At 53.2% G+C, this 16528-nt stretch carries 16 protein-coding genes; 7 read left to right on the forward strand and 9 right to left on the reverse strand.

Going from position 1 to position 16528, the window contains the following annotated elements:
* Window positions 1-304: 304 nt before the first annotated feature.
* The gene (locus tag AC6I4B_RS13200; RefSeq protein ID WP_497765692.1) at window positions 305-1696 is read right to left on the reverse strand and encodes a NarK family nitrate/nitrite MFS transporter; all 1392 of its coding nucleotides are present in this window, start codon (window positions 1694-1696) and stop codon (window positions 305-307) included.
* A 311-nt stretch (window positions 1697-2007) separates the two neighbouring features.
* Here AC6I4B_RS13200 and narX point away from each other — a divergent pair, with 311 nt between their 5' ends.
* The gene (gene narX, locus AC6I4B_RS13205) at window positions 2008-3807 is read left to right on the forward strand and encodes a nitrate/nitrite two-component system sensor histidine kinase NarX (RefSeq protein ID WP_497765693.1); all 1800 of its coding nucleotides are present in this window, start codon (window positions 2008-2010) and stop codon (window positions 3805-3807) included.
* Complete coding sequence (narL, locus tag AC6I4B_RS13210) at window positions 3800-4450, forward strand: two-component system response regulator NarL (RefSeq protein ID WP_065356687.1); 651 nt, start codon at window positions 3800-3802, stop codon at window positions 4448-4450. The genes narX and narL overlap by 8 nt, the downstream gene beginning before the upstream one ends.
* Before the next feature lie 39 nt (window positions 4451-4489).
* On the opposite strand, the gene AC6I4B_RS13215 is transcribed toward narL, so the two are convergent.
* Window positions 4490-5902, reverse strand: a complete 1413-nt coding sequence (locus AC6I4B_RS13215; RefSeq protein WP_497765695.1) for a YchO/YchP family invasin — start codon at window positions 5900-5902, stop codon at window positions 4490-4492.
* Between the two features lie 287 nt (window positions 5903-6189).
* Here AC6I4B_RS13215 and AC6I4B_RS13220 point away from each other — a divergent pair, with 287 nt between their 5' ends.
* Together AC6I4B_RS13220 and AC6I4B_RS13225 are read left to right on the forward strand one after the other, a co-directional pair.
* Window positions 6190-6543 carry a DsrE/DsrF/TusD sulfur relay family protein gene (locus AC6I4B_RS13220; RefSeq protein WP_497765696.1) on the forward strand — a complete coding sequence of 118 codons (354 nt, stop codon included), beginning with the start codon at window positions 6190-6192 and terminating at the stop codon, window positions 6541-6543.
* A 254-nt stretch (window positions 6544-6797) separates the two neighbouring features.
* Complete coding sequence (locus AC6I4B_RS13225) at window positions 6798-7040, forward strand: hypothetical protein (RefSeq protein ID WP_497765698.1); 243 nt, start codon at window positions 6798-6800, stop codon at window positions 7038-7040.
* A 46-nt stretch (window positions 7041-7086) separates the two neighbouring features.
* Here AC6I4B_RS13225 and AC6I4B_RS13230 read toward each other — a convergent pair whose 3' ends face one another.
* The gene (locus AC6I4B_RS13230) at window positions 7087-7767 is read right to left on the reverse strand and encodes a gamma-glutamylcyclotransferase (protein ID WP_497765700.1); all 681 of its coding nucleotides are present in this window, start codon (window positions 7765-7767) and stop codon (window positions 7087-7089) included.
* 364 nt (window positions 7768-8131) lie between these two features.
* On the opposite strand from AC6I4B_RS13230, the gene chaA reads away from it, so the two are divergent.
* Complete coding sequence (gene chaA, locus AC6I4B_RS13235; protein ID WP_497765701.1) at window positions 8132-9232, forward strand: sodium-potassium/proton antiporter ChaA; 1101 nt, start codon at window positions 8132-8134, stop codon at window positions 9230-9232.
* 164 nt (window positions 9233-9396) lie between these two features.
* On the opposite strand, the gene kdsA is transcribed toward chaA, so the two are convergent.
* From kdsA to hemA, 6 genes are read right to left on the reverse strand one after another with little or no spacing between them, the layout of a single operon-like run.
* A complete protein-coding gene (gene kdsA / locus AC6I4B_RS13240; RefSeq protein ID WP_497765703.1) occupies window positions 9397-10251 on the reverse strand; it encodes a 3-deoxy-8-phosphooctulonate synthase in 855 nt (284 codons plus the stop codon).
* 51 nt (window positions 10252-10302) lie between these two features.
* On the reverse strand, window positions 10303-11112 hold the full coding sequence (gene sirB1, locus AC6I4B_RS13245) for an invasion regulator SirB1 (RefSeq protein WP_497765705.1): 810 nt from the start codon (window positions 11110-11112) through the stop codon (window positions 10303-10305).
* A gap of 3 nt (window positions 11113-11115) precedes the next feature.
* Entirely contained in the window at window positions 11116-11508 is a 393-nt protein-coding gene (locus tag AC6I4B_RS13250) for a SirB2 family protein (protein ID WP_497765707.1), read from the reverse strand.
* A complete protein-coding gene (prmC, locus tag AC6I4B_RS13255; protein WP_497772153.1) occupies window positions 11505-12356 on the reverse strand; it encodes a peptide chain release factor N(5)-glutamine methyltransferase in 852 nt (283 codons plus the stop codon). Before prmC ends, AC6I4B_RS13250 begins: the two co-directional genes overlap by 4 nt.
* Window positions 12356-13438 carry a peptide chain release factor 1 gene (gene prfA, locus AC6I4B_RS13260; protein ID WP_497765709.1) on the reverse strand — a complete coding sequence of 361 codons (1083 nt, stop codon included), beginning with the start codon at window positions 13436-13438 and terminating at the stop codon, window positions 12356-12358. Before prfA ends, prmC begins: the two co-directional genes overlap by 1 nt.
* Before the next feature lie 35 nt (window positions 13439-13473).
* Window positions 13474-14730 carry a glutamyl-tRNA reductase gene (hemA, locus tag AC6I4B_RS13265; protein ID WP_497765711.1) on the reverse strand — a complete coding sequence of 419 codons (1257 nt, stop codon included), beginning with the start codon at window positions 14728-14730 and terminating at the stop codon, window positions 13474-13476.
* 206 nt (window positions 14731-14936) lie between these two features.
* Here hemA and lolB point away from each other — a divergent pair, with 206 nt between their 5' ends.
* Together lolB and ispE are read left to right on the forward strand one after the other, a co-directional pair.
* Window positions 14937-15554, forward strand: coding sequence for a lipoprotein insertase outer membrane protein LolB (lolB, locus tag AC6I4B_RS13270; RefSeq protein ID WP_497765713.1), 618 nt, complete (start codon window positions 14937-14939; stop codon window positions 15552-15554).
* A gap of 2 nt (window positions 15555-15556) precedes the next feature.
* Window positions 15557-16405: a 4-(cytidine 5'-diphospho)-2-C-methyl-D-erythritol kinase gene (gene ispE, locus AC6I4B_RS13275; RefSeq protein ID WP_497772154.1), complete on the forward strand. Its 849-nt coding sequence runs from the start codon at window positions 15557-15559 to the stop codon at window positions 16403-16405.
* Window positions 16406-16528 lie beyond the last annotated feature (123 nt).

Here is a 16528-nt window from a genome sequence, read left to right on the forward strand (position 1 = left end):
AATTGATAACGATCAAGATGCTCTTGCTTAATAAATGCCGAAAAACCAGCAAATACCACCAAGGTGGTATTATTTTTTGATTTTTAATTGTCTGTAAAATAAGGTTTTTTCATTTGTTTTTGATTTTTACACCGTTTAAAAACCACCGCACTGGTATTAAGGGGTAGATACTTTTACCTCCCTGCTAAACCCACACGGGCACGGTGTTCGCAACATGAGTTAAATAAAAAGTATGTTGTAACTAAATTGAGTTAAAAATAAAGGTGCGATCGCTCGCACCTTTATTCAATAATAACCCTAAGCGTTATTTACTCGCTTTACGTCCGTATACCACCCAGGTAATCAGCACGCAGGCAATATAGAACACGAGGAATACTTTCATCGCGCCCGCTGGAGAGCCGGTCAGTTCCAGAGAAGTCCCGAATGCTTTCGGAATAAAGAAGCCACCGATAGCACCAATCGCAGAAATAAAGCCCAGCGCCGCTGCGGTATCTGTCGCCGCTTCGCGCATAGCTTTCTCCTCAGAACCCCCTTCAGCTTTCACACGATCCATCGTCAGTTTACGGAAGATAACTGAAATCATCTGGAACGTAGAACCGCTCCCCAGACCTGCGGTCATGAACAGCGCCAGGAACACGACGTAGAACGCGATAAAGCTACCGCCTTCGCCGTTGGTTGGCAGAGTCATAAACAGCAGAGCACTGAACAGCGCCATCAGGATGAAGTTAACCAGCGTCACACGTGTGCCGCCCAGACGGTCGGAAATCGCCCCGCCCGCAGAACGCGCCAGCGCGCCAATAAACGGCCCGAAGAAGGCGTAATGCAGAATCTGCACATCCGGGAACTGTGTTTTAGACAGCATTGCGAAGCCCGCAGAGAACCCGATAAAAGAGCCGAACGTTGCCAGATAAAGCACGCTCATAATCCACAGGTGGCCGCGCTTCAGTACTGGCAATTGCTCTTTTAACGAAGCTTTAGACGTCGCCAGCTCGTTCATGCCAAACCACGCCGCGAGGGTGAAAATGGCCAGGAACGGAACCCAAATCCACGACGCATTAGCCAGATACAACTGGGAGCCATCCGGCTGCTCAACGCCCTGGCTGCCAAAGACGGCAAAGATCGACAGCGAAATCGCCAGTGGAGCCACCAGCTGCATTACGCTCACGCCCATGTTACCCAGGCCGCCGTTCAGACCCAGCGCACCGCCCTGTTTCTGTTTCGGGAAGAAGAAGCTGATGTTCGCCATGCTGGAAGCGAAGTTCGCGCCCGCAAAGCCACACAGCAGAGAAATAATAATGAAGGTGCTAAAGGGTGTGCTGGTATCCTGAACGGCAAAACCCAGCCATACGCAAGGTATGATAAGAATACCAGTGCTGAACGCTGTCCAGCGACGACCACCAAACATCGGTACCATGAAGGAGTAAGGCACGCGCAGCAACGCCCCAGATACAGACGGCAGTGCCGTCAGCATAAAGAGCTGGTCAGTTGTAAATTGGAAGCCCACTTTTGGCAAATTAACTGCGACGGCGCTGAACAGCATCCATACACAGAACGCCAGCAGCAAACACGGTACGGAAATCCACAGGTTCCGGCTAGCGACGCGGTGGCCGCGCTCTTGCCAGAACGCCGGATCTTCCGGACGCCAGTCGGTAATGACAGCGCCGGTTGCCCTTTTCGGGGCAGTGGAGTGACTCATAGACACCTCTGATTATTAATATCAACCCCTGCAACATTAGGGTTTACACCGCGCGGTAAGTTGATATAAATCAAAGGAAAAGTCGGCTATAGAATGCGCAAAAAAACAGCATCATCCTTTATGGGTAGTTTTTTATGCATAAAAAAACCCGTTTTATCACGTGGCTGTTAAGCCGCTACCCCTCTGCCCCCTCAGTCTTTACTATGATGGAAATAAAGGAGTAACCCTTTAGGGGTATGGGTATACTCCAGGCGATAGCCGAAAATAACGCCACTCGCCGGAGTGTCTTCCGCCAGGAGTTGTATAGCACAATGTTTAGACGTTTTTTTACACCACTCACGCTAGTGAATCAACTGGCACTGATCGTACTGCTGTCTACCCTTATCGGGGTGGCTAGTATGATGATTTCCGCACGTCTGGTGAATGGCGTACAGGGCAGCGCCCACGCGATTAACCAGGCTGGCTCGCTGCGTATGCAGAGCTACCGTCTGTTGGCGGCTATTCCGGTGAAAGAGAGTGACCAGCCCCTGTTTGACGAAATGCAGCGCACCGTGTTCAGCCCGGAGTTGCAGCTCGCCGCTGAACGTGACGGCCAGGTTGAGCAACTGGCTTCGCTACAACAGTATTGGCTGACCTATTTAGCGCCGGATATTCGCCGCGCGCAAAGCCAGGCGGTTGTCGCCGATGATTTAGCCGGCTTTGTTAATCGTATTAATCAGTTGGTCACCGCTTTCGACCACCAAACCGAAGAACGAATTAGCCATGTGGTGTGGATGCACCGGCTGATGGCGCTGTTTATGGCGCTGCTGTTTGTGTTTACCGTGATTTGGCTGCGCGCTCGTCTTCTGCGCCCGTGGCGACAGTTGTTGAAAATGGCAGAAGCCATTAGCCACCGTGATTTTACCTATCGCGCGCAGATCAGCGGCCGCAATGAAATGGCAACACTCGGCATGGCGCTGAACAATATGTCCGCCGAGCTGGCAGAAAGTTATGCATCACTGGAACGTCGCGTGCAGGAAAAAACCGCCGGTCTGGAGCAGAAAAACGCTATTCTCTCTTTCCTGTGGCAGGCCAACCGTCGGTTGCACACCAACGCGCCCCTGTGCGAGCGCATTTCGCCCGTGCTTAACGGCCTTCAGGAACTGACGCCGCTGCGGGAAATTGAAGTCCGGGTTTACGATATCGAAGATGAAGAAAATCATCAGGAATTTAGCTGCCATTCCGGTTGGGAATGTGATGATAAAGGCTGCTACCTGTGTCCGCGCGATGTGGATATGCAAGCGGCGGATGGCGCGACGTTAAAATGGCGATTAACCGACCCGCGTAACCAATACGGCATTTTGCTGGCAACGCTCCCGCAGGGGCGCGAGCTGAGCCACGACCAGCAGCAGTTAGTTGATACCCTGCTTGAGCAATTGACCTCTACCCTGGCGCTTGATAAACAACTGGAACGCCAGCAACAACTGATAGTGATGGAAGAACGCGCCACCATCGCCCGCGAACTGCACGACTCCATCGCCCAATCGCTGTCGTGCATGAAAATGCAAATCAGTTGTTTGCAGATGATGCAGTCAGAACAGTCATCACCGGAAAGCCGCGAACTGCTAGGCCAGGTGCGTACAGAATTAAACACCTCCTGGGCGCAGCTTCGCGAACTGTTAACCACTTTCCGCCTGAAGCTAACCGAATCGGGCCTACGCCCGGCGCTGGAAGCCAGCTGTCAGGAATACAGCTCGCGTTTTGGTTTTTCAGTGCAGTTGGACTACCAGCTACCGCCGCGCTACGTGCCTTCGCATCAGGCGATTCACGTGCTGCAAATTGCCCGTGAGGCACTGAGCAACGCGCTGAAACACGCGCAAGCAAGCGAAGTGAAAGTCAGCGTTACCCAGCAGGGTAGCCAGGTGAAATTAGTGGTGGCGGACAACGGCTGTGGTGTCCCGCAGCACGCTGAACGCAGTAACCATTATGGTCTTATTATTATGCGTGACCGCGCGCAGAGCCTGCGCGGCGATTGTCAGGTTCGGCGTCGCGAAAGCGGCGGTACTGAAGTCGTGGTCACGTTTGTCCCCGAAAAATCGCTTTCAACTCCCCAAGGAGATAGCCATGAGTAATCAGGAACGCGCCACTATCCTGTTAATTGACGATCATCCCATGCTGCGCACCGGCGTAAAACAGCTGGTCAGTATGGCGTCGGATATTCAGGTCGTAGGCGAAGCCAGCAACGGTGAACAAGGTATTGAACTGGCAGAAGCGCTCGATCCTGATCTGATCTTACTTGATCTCAACATGCCAGGTATGAACGGGCTGGAAACGCTGGATAAACTGCGTGAAAAATCACTGTCTGGCCGTGTTGTGGTGTTCAGCGTCTCTAACCATGAAGAGGACGTCGTCACCGCATTAAAACGCGGTGCTGACGGTTATCTGTTAAAAGATATGGAACCGGAAGACCTGCTGAAAGCCCTGCAACAGGCTGCGGCGGGTGAGATGGTACTGAGCGAGGCACTGACGCCGGTGCTGGCGGCAAGCCTGCGCGCAAACCGCGCCACTTCGGATCGTGATATCAACCAGTTAACCCCGCGCGAGCGTGATATTCTCAAGCTTATCGCTCAGGGTCTGCCGAATAAAATGATTGCCCGCCGTCTCGACATCACGGAAAGCACCGTAAAAGTGCACGTTAAACACATGCTGAAAAAGATGAAGTTGAAATCCCGCGTAGAAGCAGCAGTCTGGGTGCACCAGGAACGTATTTTCTGATCCCCCGCCTTAATTGTCGTGACACTCGCGGTCACACAATTAAGGCGCGAAGTTTGACCAGCCATTATACATCGGGGCAAAACTCACCACCGGTTCGGTGAGTGCCAGCGTTATCTCGTTAGAGGTGACGCGCTGGCCTTTTTTATCCTCAACAACAACCGACAAATGCCACACGTTACTCGCCCCTTCACTGTAATCCCACGCTGGCATGATAATGCTCCAGCCATCTTTACTGGTATTGGACGCTGGCGGCGTCAGGCTTAGCGCAGTGGTATCGCCCTGCCAGGTCAGCGATTTAATGCCATATTCATCATGCACCTGTAGTTTAAGCTCTACCGTTTCATAGCTATTCAGGCTCCACGGCGGCGTCGCCAGATACACCGTCAGACTCTTACGCTGGCGAAACTCCATCACCGGCAAACTGTTACGCTCCGGCGCATCATAGCGGCTACCGCGCAACGTGCGGGTTTGTGCGACTTCATCGGCTGCCAACTGTTTCTTCAGCGGCACACCAAAGTGATAATTCACTTTCATGCCAAGGTTATTTTGATTCTCCCCACTCTCGCCCTGTTTATGTTGGGCGCTAAATGTCAGCAAGGGAATCGGGGTGTAATTCAACCCAAGCGACACCGCCACAGGGTTATGGTAGCCCGTGCCACTGCGGAAAAGGTCAACGCTGTCGCCAAAATACTGCTCCACACTCAGGCTGGTATTGATATGGTTATAGGCTGGGATCCACGCCTGCGCGGTAACGTCATAACCGCGCGCCATTCGCTGCTGTAACGTCATGCCGGTATTTTGCCAGTCGTGCAGCGGGTGATAATAGTTTGCGGAGAAACGCAGATTCTCGCCCCAGGCCTCTGCCCCGACACCGCCACGGTCAAGGCTCGCCTCCAGCAAGCTGTCATAAAAGGTGTTGTAACCCAGTAGCCAATGACCTGCGACCCAACGTTGTCCCAGCCCCAGGTTGCCCACCAGCCCTTCTTTCTGCTGGGAAACGCCAAACTGGCTCCAGCTAAGATAGTCCGCGTTGTCTTGTAGCGGAATAAACCAACTACCGTTGCTACCGGTTAGCTTACCTCCGCCGTCCACCCGTAGCTCGATATGGGTCTTCCCCCACGGCGATAACCAGCTCTCAAGTTGATGATTCATCTTGCCATTAACCTTGTCCCGCAGTTGCGTCAGCGCAAACAGTCGCGCCTGCTCACCGGTGGCCAGGCCGTTATCCGTCATACTGGCTTCACCGAATGATTTCACCATCTGCGCAAAATGTTTCTCGGCATCCTGATTTTCTGGTGCAATGCCTAAATCTGGCAAAGTGTCGGACTGCTCATCGAACGGATGTTCCGCCTCGTCGATGAACGATTGCCGCGCACGTGCGCCGCCGCTAACGAGCATTAACAGCAGGATAAATGACGAATAAAAACGCAAAGACACCACCCAAAACCTCATCCACAACACATTAACGTAAGAAATATCCTACCCAGAATAATAAGTGTAACTTCTTTGTGGACATCGTTCAGCCCTATTGGTGTATTCCAGGAATAGACTGAATAGGATTCGGCTTATCGCTCACGACCGGTCATACTCATTTGTGACATTGTCACCTATATGACGTATCACTGAGCGCTATTTACGCCCAGCGCCACACTTATCTCGCGCGCGACGGCGTATAATCACCGACATAACACTTGTTGGATGCCCTTGGAATCTCGTGGCTTAACTTTAAAGGAGTTCAGATGCAACGTATCGTTATTATCGCCAATGGGGCTGCCTATGGCAGTGAATCACTGTTTAATAGCCTGCGCCTGGCCATTGCCCTGCGCGAACAGCAAAGCGACCTACAGCTACAACTATTTTTAATGTCAGATGCCGTGACTGCGGGCCTACGTGGGCAAAAACCTGCCGAGGGCTACAACATTCAGCAGATGCTGGAAATCCTCACCGCTCAGGGCGTGCCGGTTAAATTATGCAAAACCTGCACCGACGGACGCGGTATCAGCGCCCTCCCGCTGATTGACGGCGTGGAAATTGGCACGCTAGTTGAGCTGGCGCAATGGACGCTGGCAGCAGACAAAGTGCTGACCTTCTAAATCAGGCCAGCCAACCATCGCCACCGTGTTTTAAAGGATATTGTTTTACCGCTGCGCTATTCCTCGCAGCAATCTCGCGCAAGCTGAAAGGATCCACAGATATTGTCATTTTTGTTGAAGCGTTACAGAATTTGTTGATCAAAATCAGCATCTGCCAACACGGGGTTTGGTGTTATGCCATGAGTGATTTGTGAACAATATCACACCCAGGATTTCGACGCAGGACGCGTATTGACTGATGGCAGCGGGGTATTTTGGTGATGGTAAAGGCGAGTTTGACGTTGTTTGGTGGGGATACGGTGGTAGTGCGCTGTTCTGAGCGTTGCCACATCCATTTGATGAGCGCGCAAAACAGTAACGGTGATGACGCCGATATTCTAAGCGTACAAAACGAAGAAAAAGCGTATTTGACCGTGCCGTATAGCGGGACATGGAATGTGCTGATCGACAGCCACAGCCAGTCTCTTGAGCACTCTATCAGCTACGTCGCAGCATGATATCGCGCCCCGGAAGCACGCACTTCCGGGGTTTTCCCTTTCAGGACTACGCCAGCCCCGGCGGGTTCACTTTCTCCACCAGGTGACGCACCTTACTGATAAGCTCGTTCAGGCTTTCATCCTGCATACCCAACTTCTGCAATTCCTGGTCGAGCGAGAACAGGTACTGGGCATTAGTGCCTAACGGGCCGCTGGCGCAGGCAATCAGCGGAGCAATCACCTGTACGCTAGTATCTGACTCATACAGCGGGTGGCGCGGGTCCATAATAAATACCAGCGCGTTCACCGTCCGGCCATCGTCAAGGCTTAGCTTGCACCAGGTTGGTAGGTAGCAGCCGGTAATCATCTCGCGCTTCCACAGCAACGCTAATTCGTTTTCTATTTCATCGTCCGGCAGACGATAGGCAACCCCCGTGGTACGCCCACCCTCTTTTAACGCCAGCATTCGTCCTGGCTGGCAAGCACTACCGCGCCCCGCCGTTAATCGCAGGCAGAAGGCACGATGCCAGCCCACCAGCGTACCGGTTACTGATTCGCTATAGTTGAGCGCTGGGTTCCACATCAGTGAGCCATAGCCAAAAATCCACACCGGGCCATTATCTGGCCGACAGGCTAATGTTGCCGCCAACGATGCTGTACGTTGTTCAGCAGACCAAAGCAGAGATTCCTCAATAGCGCCAAACGCTGTTGTACAATCCGCCTTCATTAAGAAATCACGCGTTAACACTTTAAACCTCCGCCACCACTTCTCTTCCCTGCTTCACATACGCCCCCGGGAGCCGAATGGCTGACGTCCGCTGCTGTCATTGATGAAATATTATCCAGCTTTACGCCTCAGGATGCAATTTGTCTGCCGCCACACCGGTAATATTTAGCAGGTAACCAGAGTAATCAAAATAGGAATAACAGCGCATTAATGCACTGTTATTTAAAAATTATTTAGCCAAGAATTTATATTATAGCCATTAGTGAGAAAAAATGCCGCCATGGGTAAACTTTAGTAAAAGTTAGCATGAGCACGACAAAAATTTGTTAATTTACACAGCTTATTTTTTCTATAATTATAAATACCTGCATAGATGGAGACAAACATGACCCACGCACATGAGGCGGTGAAAACTCGCCATAAGGAGACGTCGCTCATTTTCCCGGTAGTGGCACTGGCAATCCTGCTGTTTTGGGGTAGCAGTCAGTCATTGCCAGTGGTTATTGCCATCAATGCGTTGGCATTGGTTGGTATTTTGAGCAGTGCGTTTAGTGTTGTACGCCACGCGGATGTGTTAGCGCACCGTCTTGGCGAGCCGTATGGTTCTCTGATTTTAAGCCTTTCGGTTGTTATTCTTGAAGTCAGTTTAATCTCAGCATTAATGGCAACAGGTGATGCTGCGCCGACGCTAATGCGCGACACGCTTTATTCGATCATTATGATTGTAACCGGCGGTTTAGTCGGCTTTTCGTTATTGCTCGGCGGGCGTAAATTCGCCACGCAATATATGAATTTATTTGGCATCAAACAGTATTTAATTGCGCTGTTCCCACTGGCGATCATTGTGTTGGTATTCCCAACTGCATTGCCGGGGGCCAACTTTACTATTGGTCAGTCACTGCTGGTGGCGCTAATTTCTGCCGCGATGTACGGCGTCTTTTTACTTATTCAGACCAAAACTCACCAGAGTTTATTTATCTACGAGCATGAAGATGAAAGCGACGATGATGACCCGCATCACGGTAAGCCGTCGGCGCACAGCAGCCTGTGGCATGCGATCTGGCTGGTTGTTCACCTGGTAGCAGTAATTGCCGTCACCAAGATGAACGCTAACCCGCTAGAAACGCTGCTGACCAGCATGAATGCCCCTGTTGCCTTTACCGGGTTCCTGGTGGCGTTGTTGATCCTCTCTCCGGAAGGTTTAGGCGCACTGAGAGCAGTGTTGAACAATCAGGTGCAGCGCGCAATGAATCTGTTCTTTGGTTCGGTGCTGGCGACTATTTCACTGACTGTCCCGGTCGTGACGCTGATTGCCTTTGCGACCGGCAATGAGTTGATGTTTGGCCTCGGAATGCCGGAGATGATTGTGATGGTTGCCTCGCTGGTGCTGTGCCATATTTCGTTCTCGACTGGGCGTACCAACGTGCTGAACGGGGCGGCGCATCTGGCGCTGTTCGCGGCGTATCTGATGACGATTTTCGCCTGATCCCCCCCGCCGGATGGCGGCTATGCCTTATCCGGCCTACAGGCAGACATAAATGCGTAGGCCGGATAAGACGCAACGCGTCGCCATCCGGCAATCAAGCACCGATGGCAATAAAAAAAGCCGGCTCGTATAAACGGGCCGGCTTTTTTATTCATCAGCAAATCTTATTTACTGGTATCCAGTTCATCGAACCCTTTTACCAGGTCGTCGATAGCTTTCATTTGCTTCAGGAATGGTTCCAGTTTATCCAGCGGCAGCGCAGACGGGCCATCGCAGCGCGCATTATCTGGATCTGGATGTGCTTCGATAAACAAGCCCGCCAGGCCAACCGCCATCCCCGCACGCGCCAGCTCAGCAACCTGCGCACGACGACCGCCGGATGCAGCGCCAAACGGGTCGCGGCATTGCAGAGCGTGGGTCACGTCGAAGATAACCGGAGAGTTATTGGACGCTTTTTTCATTACGCCAAAGCCCAGCATATCCACAACCAGGTTGTCATAACCGAAGTTTGCGCCACGGTCACACAGGATAACTTTGTCGTTGCCGCCTTCGATGAATTTATCCACGATGTTACCCATCTGGCCAGGGCTTACAAACTGGGGTTTCTTCACGTTAATGACCGCGCCGGTTTTCGCCATCGCTTCCACCAGATCGGTCTGGCGAGCGAGGAACGCAGGCAACTGAATGACGTCAACCACATCGGCAACCGGCTGTGCCTGGCTTGCTTCGTGAACGTCGGTGATGATTTTCACACCGAAAGTCTGTTTCAGTTCCTGGAAGATTTTCATCCCCTCTTCCAGGCCTGGGCCACGGTAAGAGTGGATAGAAGAACGGTTGGCTTTATCGAATGAAGCTTTAAATACGTAAGGGATGCCCAGCTTCTGGGTCACGGTCACGTAGTGCTCGCAGATACGCATGGCCAGGTCACGTGACTCCAGCACGTTCATGCCACCAAACAGAACAAACGGCAGATCGTTTGCTACTTTGATATCACCAATGTTAACCACTTTTTGTTTCATAAGATCGCCTTGTTAGGGTATTTCCGCGATTATAACCGCGATTCTAACCAATTAGTGAAGAGTAATTTGTTTGTGCGCAATGGTGTTAATCTGCGCGCGAATCATTTCGCTGATAGGGTCTTCCGGACATTGCTCAACGAAATAATTTAAATCATGCAGCGCGACATGTTCGCATTCAAGCTGTGCATAGATAAGCCCGCGATCGCGAATTTCATACGGGTCTTCTGGGTTGAATTGCAGTAAAGCCTGGCTGGCCGCCAGCGCCAACTCCATCTGCCGTTCTTCCATCAGCGCCGATTTCAACGTATCGAGCAGCTTGCGAACCACCTCGGCGTTATCTGCCTCATCGAGGTCTTCGTTGAACAGTTCAGCCATCGGGTTAATATTGCCCTTCAGCCACACTTCCAGCGTATGTTCATCCAGCGTGTCGCCGTTAAACGGGTTAATCAACCACAGTTCTTCACTGTCAACATCAGCGCGCAACAACAACTGGGTAGGGAAAATTACCGGTACGACAGGAATATCAAGATGTCCGGCTATCCACAGCATAATCGCCCCCAGCGCCACCGCGCTGCCCTGACGATTTTTCAAGACTTGATCCAACCACAGGGCGTCCGACAAGCGGTAAACACCAGAGGAATCGCCAAAATTCCACTCGTAATAAAACAGTTCAATCAGCCGCTCCATCTGCCGCGTCAGCGTCCACGATGGGCTTATCTCTTCCCGCGCCAGCGCCACCAGGCACTCAAGCTGCTCACGCACTTTTTGCGTCGGAAAATCGTCACGAATTAATTCGGAAATTAGGATCATGCCGTCGCACAGCGGCGCTTTATTAAATTCAAAATCAGCCAGTGACTTCATACCCTACCCCAACAGCGGAACTTTAGTGATGGCGAGTTTAACGATGATGCACAACACCATCAGCGCCAGCATAAAGGCGATAAACCCTACCTGCTGGCTGCGCGGACGACGACGTCCTAACGCGACAAAACCCAAAATGATGTAAATGATAACGCCAAACAGTTTCTCCGTCAGCCATGTCCCCTCTTCGGTGAAGGGAAAATAGCGCGTCATCAGCATCAGTGCGACTCCGCTCAATAGCAGCACACTGTCCACGGCATGAGGCAACACGCGTACCCAGCGCCTCTCAAGCCATGTGTTCTGATGATGCGTCCACCAAAAGCGTAACGCGAAAAAAGTGACGGAAAAAATGGCTGACCCTATATGTAAATAGAGAACCGACAGGAACATATTCATGCGTTGGCCTCCGCGACGCCGGGCCATTGCGCCAGCGTCAGGCGATCGTTGCCGCCATAATCGCGGCACGTTTCGGCGTGACGATAACCTGCTGCCAGGAACAGCTCACGCACGGCATCGCCCTGTTTCCAGCCGTGTTCCAACAGCATGTAGCCGCCAGGCTCCAGCGCTTGACGCCCGCGCGAGATAATATGCGCCAGGTCGGCAAGGCCGTTTTGCGCCGCAACTAACGCGGTTTTCGGCTCAAAACGCACATCGCCCTGGGCAAGATGTTCATCCTGCTCATCAATGTACGGCGGATTACTGACAATCATCGCAAAACGCTGCTCGCCCAGCGCACTGAACCAGTCGCTTTGCAGGATCGTGATATTGGTAATACCAAGATGAGTGGCGTTGCGTTGCGCCAATGCCACCGCATCGGCAATAAAATCAACGGCGGTAAGCTGGCAGTCCGGGCGCTCGCTGGCTAACGCCAGCGCCACCGCGCCAGTGCCGGTTCCCAAATCGAGAATGCGGCACGGCGTTGTCGGCAAGCGCGCCAGCGCCTGCTCGACCAGGCACTCGGTATCCGGGCGAGGGATAAGCGTCGCCGGGGAGACAAACAGCGGCAGCGACCAGAACTCACGCGTGCCTACCAGATGCGCCACCGGTTCGCCGTTAACACGGCGGGCCAATAGCTGCGCCAGCGCATCGGCCTGCGATGCGCTCAGTTCGGTTTCATCAAACGCTAAAATAAACGTTCGCGCCTTGCCGGTAACATGCCCCAACAGAATTTCAGCGTCGCGGCGCGGGCTTTCGCTCGTTACCAGCGCCGCAACGGCCTGTTGCAGCCACTGTCGATAGGTCATCATTCCAGCTCAGACAACGCCGCTAACTGGTCAGCCTGATATTCCTGCACGATAGGCTCAATCAGCATGTCCAGTTTGCCTTCCATGGTTTCATCCAGACGGTACAACGTCAGGTTGATGCGGTGGTCGGTCACACGGCCCTGCGGGAAGTTATAGGTACGGTTACGATCGCTACGATCGCCGCTACCCAGCAGGTTACGGCGCTCAGAGGCTTCGGCCTGCTGGCGACGTGAAATTTCGGCGGCGCGAATACGCGAGCCAAGCACCGACATCGCTTTTGCTTTGTTTTTATGCTGGGAACGTTCGTCCTGACACTCAACCACAATACCGGTTGGCAAGTGGGTAATACGAATGGCGGAATCGGTGGTGTTAACGTGCTGGCCACCCGCCCCGGAGGAACGGAAGGTATCAATGCGCAAGTCCGCCGGGTTGATATCCGGCAGTTCGGCTTCTGGCACTTCTGGCAGTACCGCAACGGTACAGGCCGACGTATGAATACGCCCCTGAGATTCGGTAGCCGGAACGCGCTGGACGCGATGACCGCCAGACTCAAACTTCAGGCGTCCATAAACGCCCTCGCCGCTGATCTTGGCGATCACCTCTTTATAACCGCCATGTTCACCTTCGCTGGCGCTCATGATTTCCACACGCCAGCGGCGCGCTTCGGCGTAGCGGCTGTACATGCGGAACAGATCACCCGCGAACAGCGCGGCTTCATCACCGCCCGTACCGGCGCGGACTTCAAGGAAGGCGTTACGTTCGTCGTCCGGGTCACGCGGCAGCAGCAGAACCTGCAACTGTTGTTCCAGCGCTTCACCTTTCGTTTTGGCTTCGTGCAGTTCTTCCTGCGCCATTTCGCGCATTTCAGGATCGTCGAGCATCATCTGCGCGGTTTCAATATCGTCCTGAATCTGACGCCAGTCAGTATAACAACGAGCAACGTCGCTCAGCTGCGCGTATTCACGCGACAGCGCCCGGAAACGATCCTGATCGGCGATCGTTGCCGCATCGCCCAGCAGCGCCTGAACTTCTTCATGGCGCTCATACAGAGCTTCCAGTTTAGCAACAATAGAAGGCTTCATTGGCGTAAATGCACCTTGTGATAAATAGAGTTGTGCTACTCCAGCCCGAGGCTGTTGCGCAGAATATGCAGGCGTTCATCATCCCCGTCACGGGCGGCCTGCTGAAGAGATTTAGTAGGTGCGTGGATCAGGCGATTGGTTAATTTACGCGCCAGATCCTGCATAATGGCCTGAGGGTCGCCGCCTTGTTCCAGCGCTGCGACCGCTTTAGCGGTGAGTTCTTCACGCACCATTTCAGCCTGGGAACGATAATCACGAATGATTTCGCTCGCGCTTTGGGCGCGCAGCCAGGCCATAAATTCACTGGTTTCCTGCTCAACGATGGTTTCAGCCTGCACCGCCGCAGCTTTACGCTGCGCCAGGTTATGTTGAATGATGTTTTGCAGGTCATCAACGCTGTACAAATAGGCGTTAGCGAGTTTGCCAACTTCCGGCTCCACGTCGCGCGGTACGGCGATATCCACCAGCAGCATCGGCTGGTTGCGGCGCGCTTTCAGCGCACGCTCAACCATTCCTTTACCGATAATCGGCAGCGGGCTGGCGGTAGAACTGATAATAATGTCGGCATCTTTTAGCCGCTCATCGACATCGCTCAGAGCAATGACTTCCGCCCCGACTTCATCCGCCAATAGCTGCGCGCGTTCGCGTGTGCGGTTAGCAATCAACATTTTTTGTACGTGATGTTCGCGCAGATGGCGCGCCACAAGCTCAATGGTTTCACCCGCGCCGACCAGCAGCACCGTTACCGTTGAGAGAGATTCAAAAATTTGCCGCGCCAGCGTACAGGCAGCAAACGCCACCGATACCGCACTGGCACCGATATCCGTTTCTGTGCGCACCCGCTTAGCAACAGAGAACGATTTCTGGAACATCCGCTCCAGCTCGCTGGCATTAACGTGGCCACGGCTGGAATCGGCAAAGGCTTTTTTGACCTGCCCCAAGATTTGCGGCTCGCCCAGCACCAGCGAGTCAAGGCCGCTGGCAACGCGCATTAGATGGCTAACGGCGTCGTTATCCTGGTGCCAATAAAGGCTTTGGCGCAACTCTTCTTCATTAAGGCCGTGGTAATCGCACAGCCAACGGACTATCGCGTCATGCAGGTTATCCTGCTCTTCAACGCTCAGGTAAAGTTCGGTGCGGTTACAGGTAGATAGGACCACGCCCCCTTGCACCATTGGCTGAGCCAACAGGCTCTCCAGCGCCTGGTCAAGCGTATCTGGCGAAAACGTTACACGTTCTCGCAGCGCTACCGGAGCTGTTTTGTGGTTAATGCCAAGAGCTAAAAGGGTCATTGTGCGGGAGTAGTACCAGCGTTGATAAGGTTAGTCTGAGCGCATCATACAGGATGCGCGAGATCAATAAAAGGGAGGCTCCCCTTTTGGAGTAATAGGTGAGCTAGCTTAATTTTATGATTTAAGACAACTTGAGCGTAGACGCTGCCGCCGGGCAACGCTAGCATTAAGCGTTATCACCGCAATGCACATCAAGGATTGTCATCATGGCCCTGTCTCGCCTGATTCGCCTGCTGCCCCTGGCAGCACTGGTTCTTACCGCCTGTACTGCTCGCGTGCCGCAAGGGCCGGGCAAAAGCCCAACCTCTCCACAGTGGCAACAGCATCAACAGGAGATCCGTAAACTGAGCCAGTATCAGACTCGTGGCGCGTTTGCCTATCTGTCTGACCAGCAAAAAGTCTATGCGCGTTTCTTCTGGCAGCAAACCGGCCAGGACAACTATCGCCTGCTGTTAACTAACCCGCTCGGCAGCACCGAGCTGGAGTTGATTGGCCAACCGGGTTCCGCACAGCTCACTGACAATAAAGGCCAGCACTATACCGCTGCCGACGGCGAAGAGATGATTGGCAAGCTGACCGGGATGCCTATTCCACTCAACAGCCTGCGCCAGTGGATTCTTGGTCTGCCGGGCGACGCCACCGACTATAAGCTTGACGACCAGTATCGCCTGAGCGAACTGAACTACACGCAAAACGGTAAAACCTGGAAAGTCGTCTACAGCGGCTACGACAGCAAAACGCAGCCCGCGCTACCATCTAATATGGAGCTGACGGAAGGCGGGCAACGCATCAAACTGAAAATGGACAACTGGATCGTTAAATAATGATGACGCGTTGGCCTTCTCCGGCAAAATTAAACCTGTTTTTGTACATCACCGGACAACGTCCTGACGGCTACCACACGCTGCAAACGCTGTTCCAGTTTCTTGATTATGGCGACACGCTGACCATTGTCCCTCGTCAGGATGGACAACTGCGCCTGCTAACGCCTATCGCTGGCGTAGCGGATGAAGACAACCTGATTATCCGCGCCGCGCGTTTGCTCATGAGCGCGGCGGCAGCCAGCCACCGTCTACCAGAGGGCAGCGGCGCTGACATCAGTATCGACAAACGTCTGCCGATGGGCGGCGGTCTGGGCGGCGGCTCGTCTAATGCCGCCACCGTGCTGGTCGCGCTAAACCATTTATGGCAATGCCAGCTTTCAGAAGATGAACTGGCGACGCTCGGTTTAACATTAGGTGCGGATGTTCCGGTGTTTGTTCGGGGCCATGCGGCGTTTGCCGAAGGGGTTGGCGAGATACTCACGCCGGTTGACGTCGCGGAAAAATGGTATCTGGTTGCCCATCCTGGCGTCAGTATTCCTACCCCGATCATTTTTCGCGATCCTGAGCTACCGCGAAATACCCCCGTCAGGTCAATAGATGCGTTATTAAAATGTGAATTCGCCAATGATTGCGAGGTTATCGCAAGAAAACGTTTTCGCGAGGTTGATGATGTGCTTTCTTGGCTGTTAGAATATGCGCCGTCGCGCCTGACTGGAACAGGAGCCTGTGTCTTTGCTGAATTTGATACAGAACTCGCTGCCCGCCAGGTGCTTGAGCAAGCCCCGGAATGGTTGCAAGGCTTTGTGGCGAAAGGTGTTAATCTTTCGCCATTGAAGCAAGCCCTACTCTGAATCATTCGGATTGCGCCAGTTTTGCTGACGAAAGACGAATGGTAAAAGGAATAGCCCTGCCGGGCAAACTGAGCTCCGGTGACAACGTCACCCTGTTCCAGACGTTGCATCGCGCTCTTTAAT

The organism is Kluyvera fluvialis (assembly GCF_059725275.1).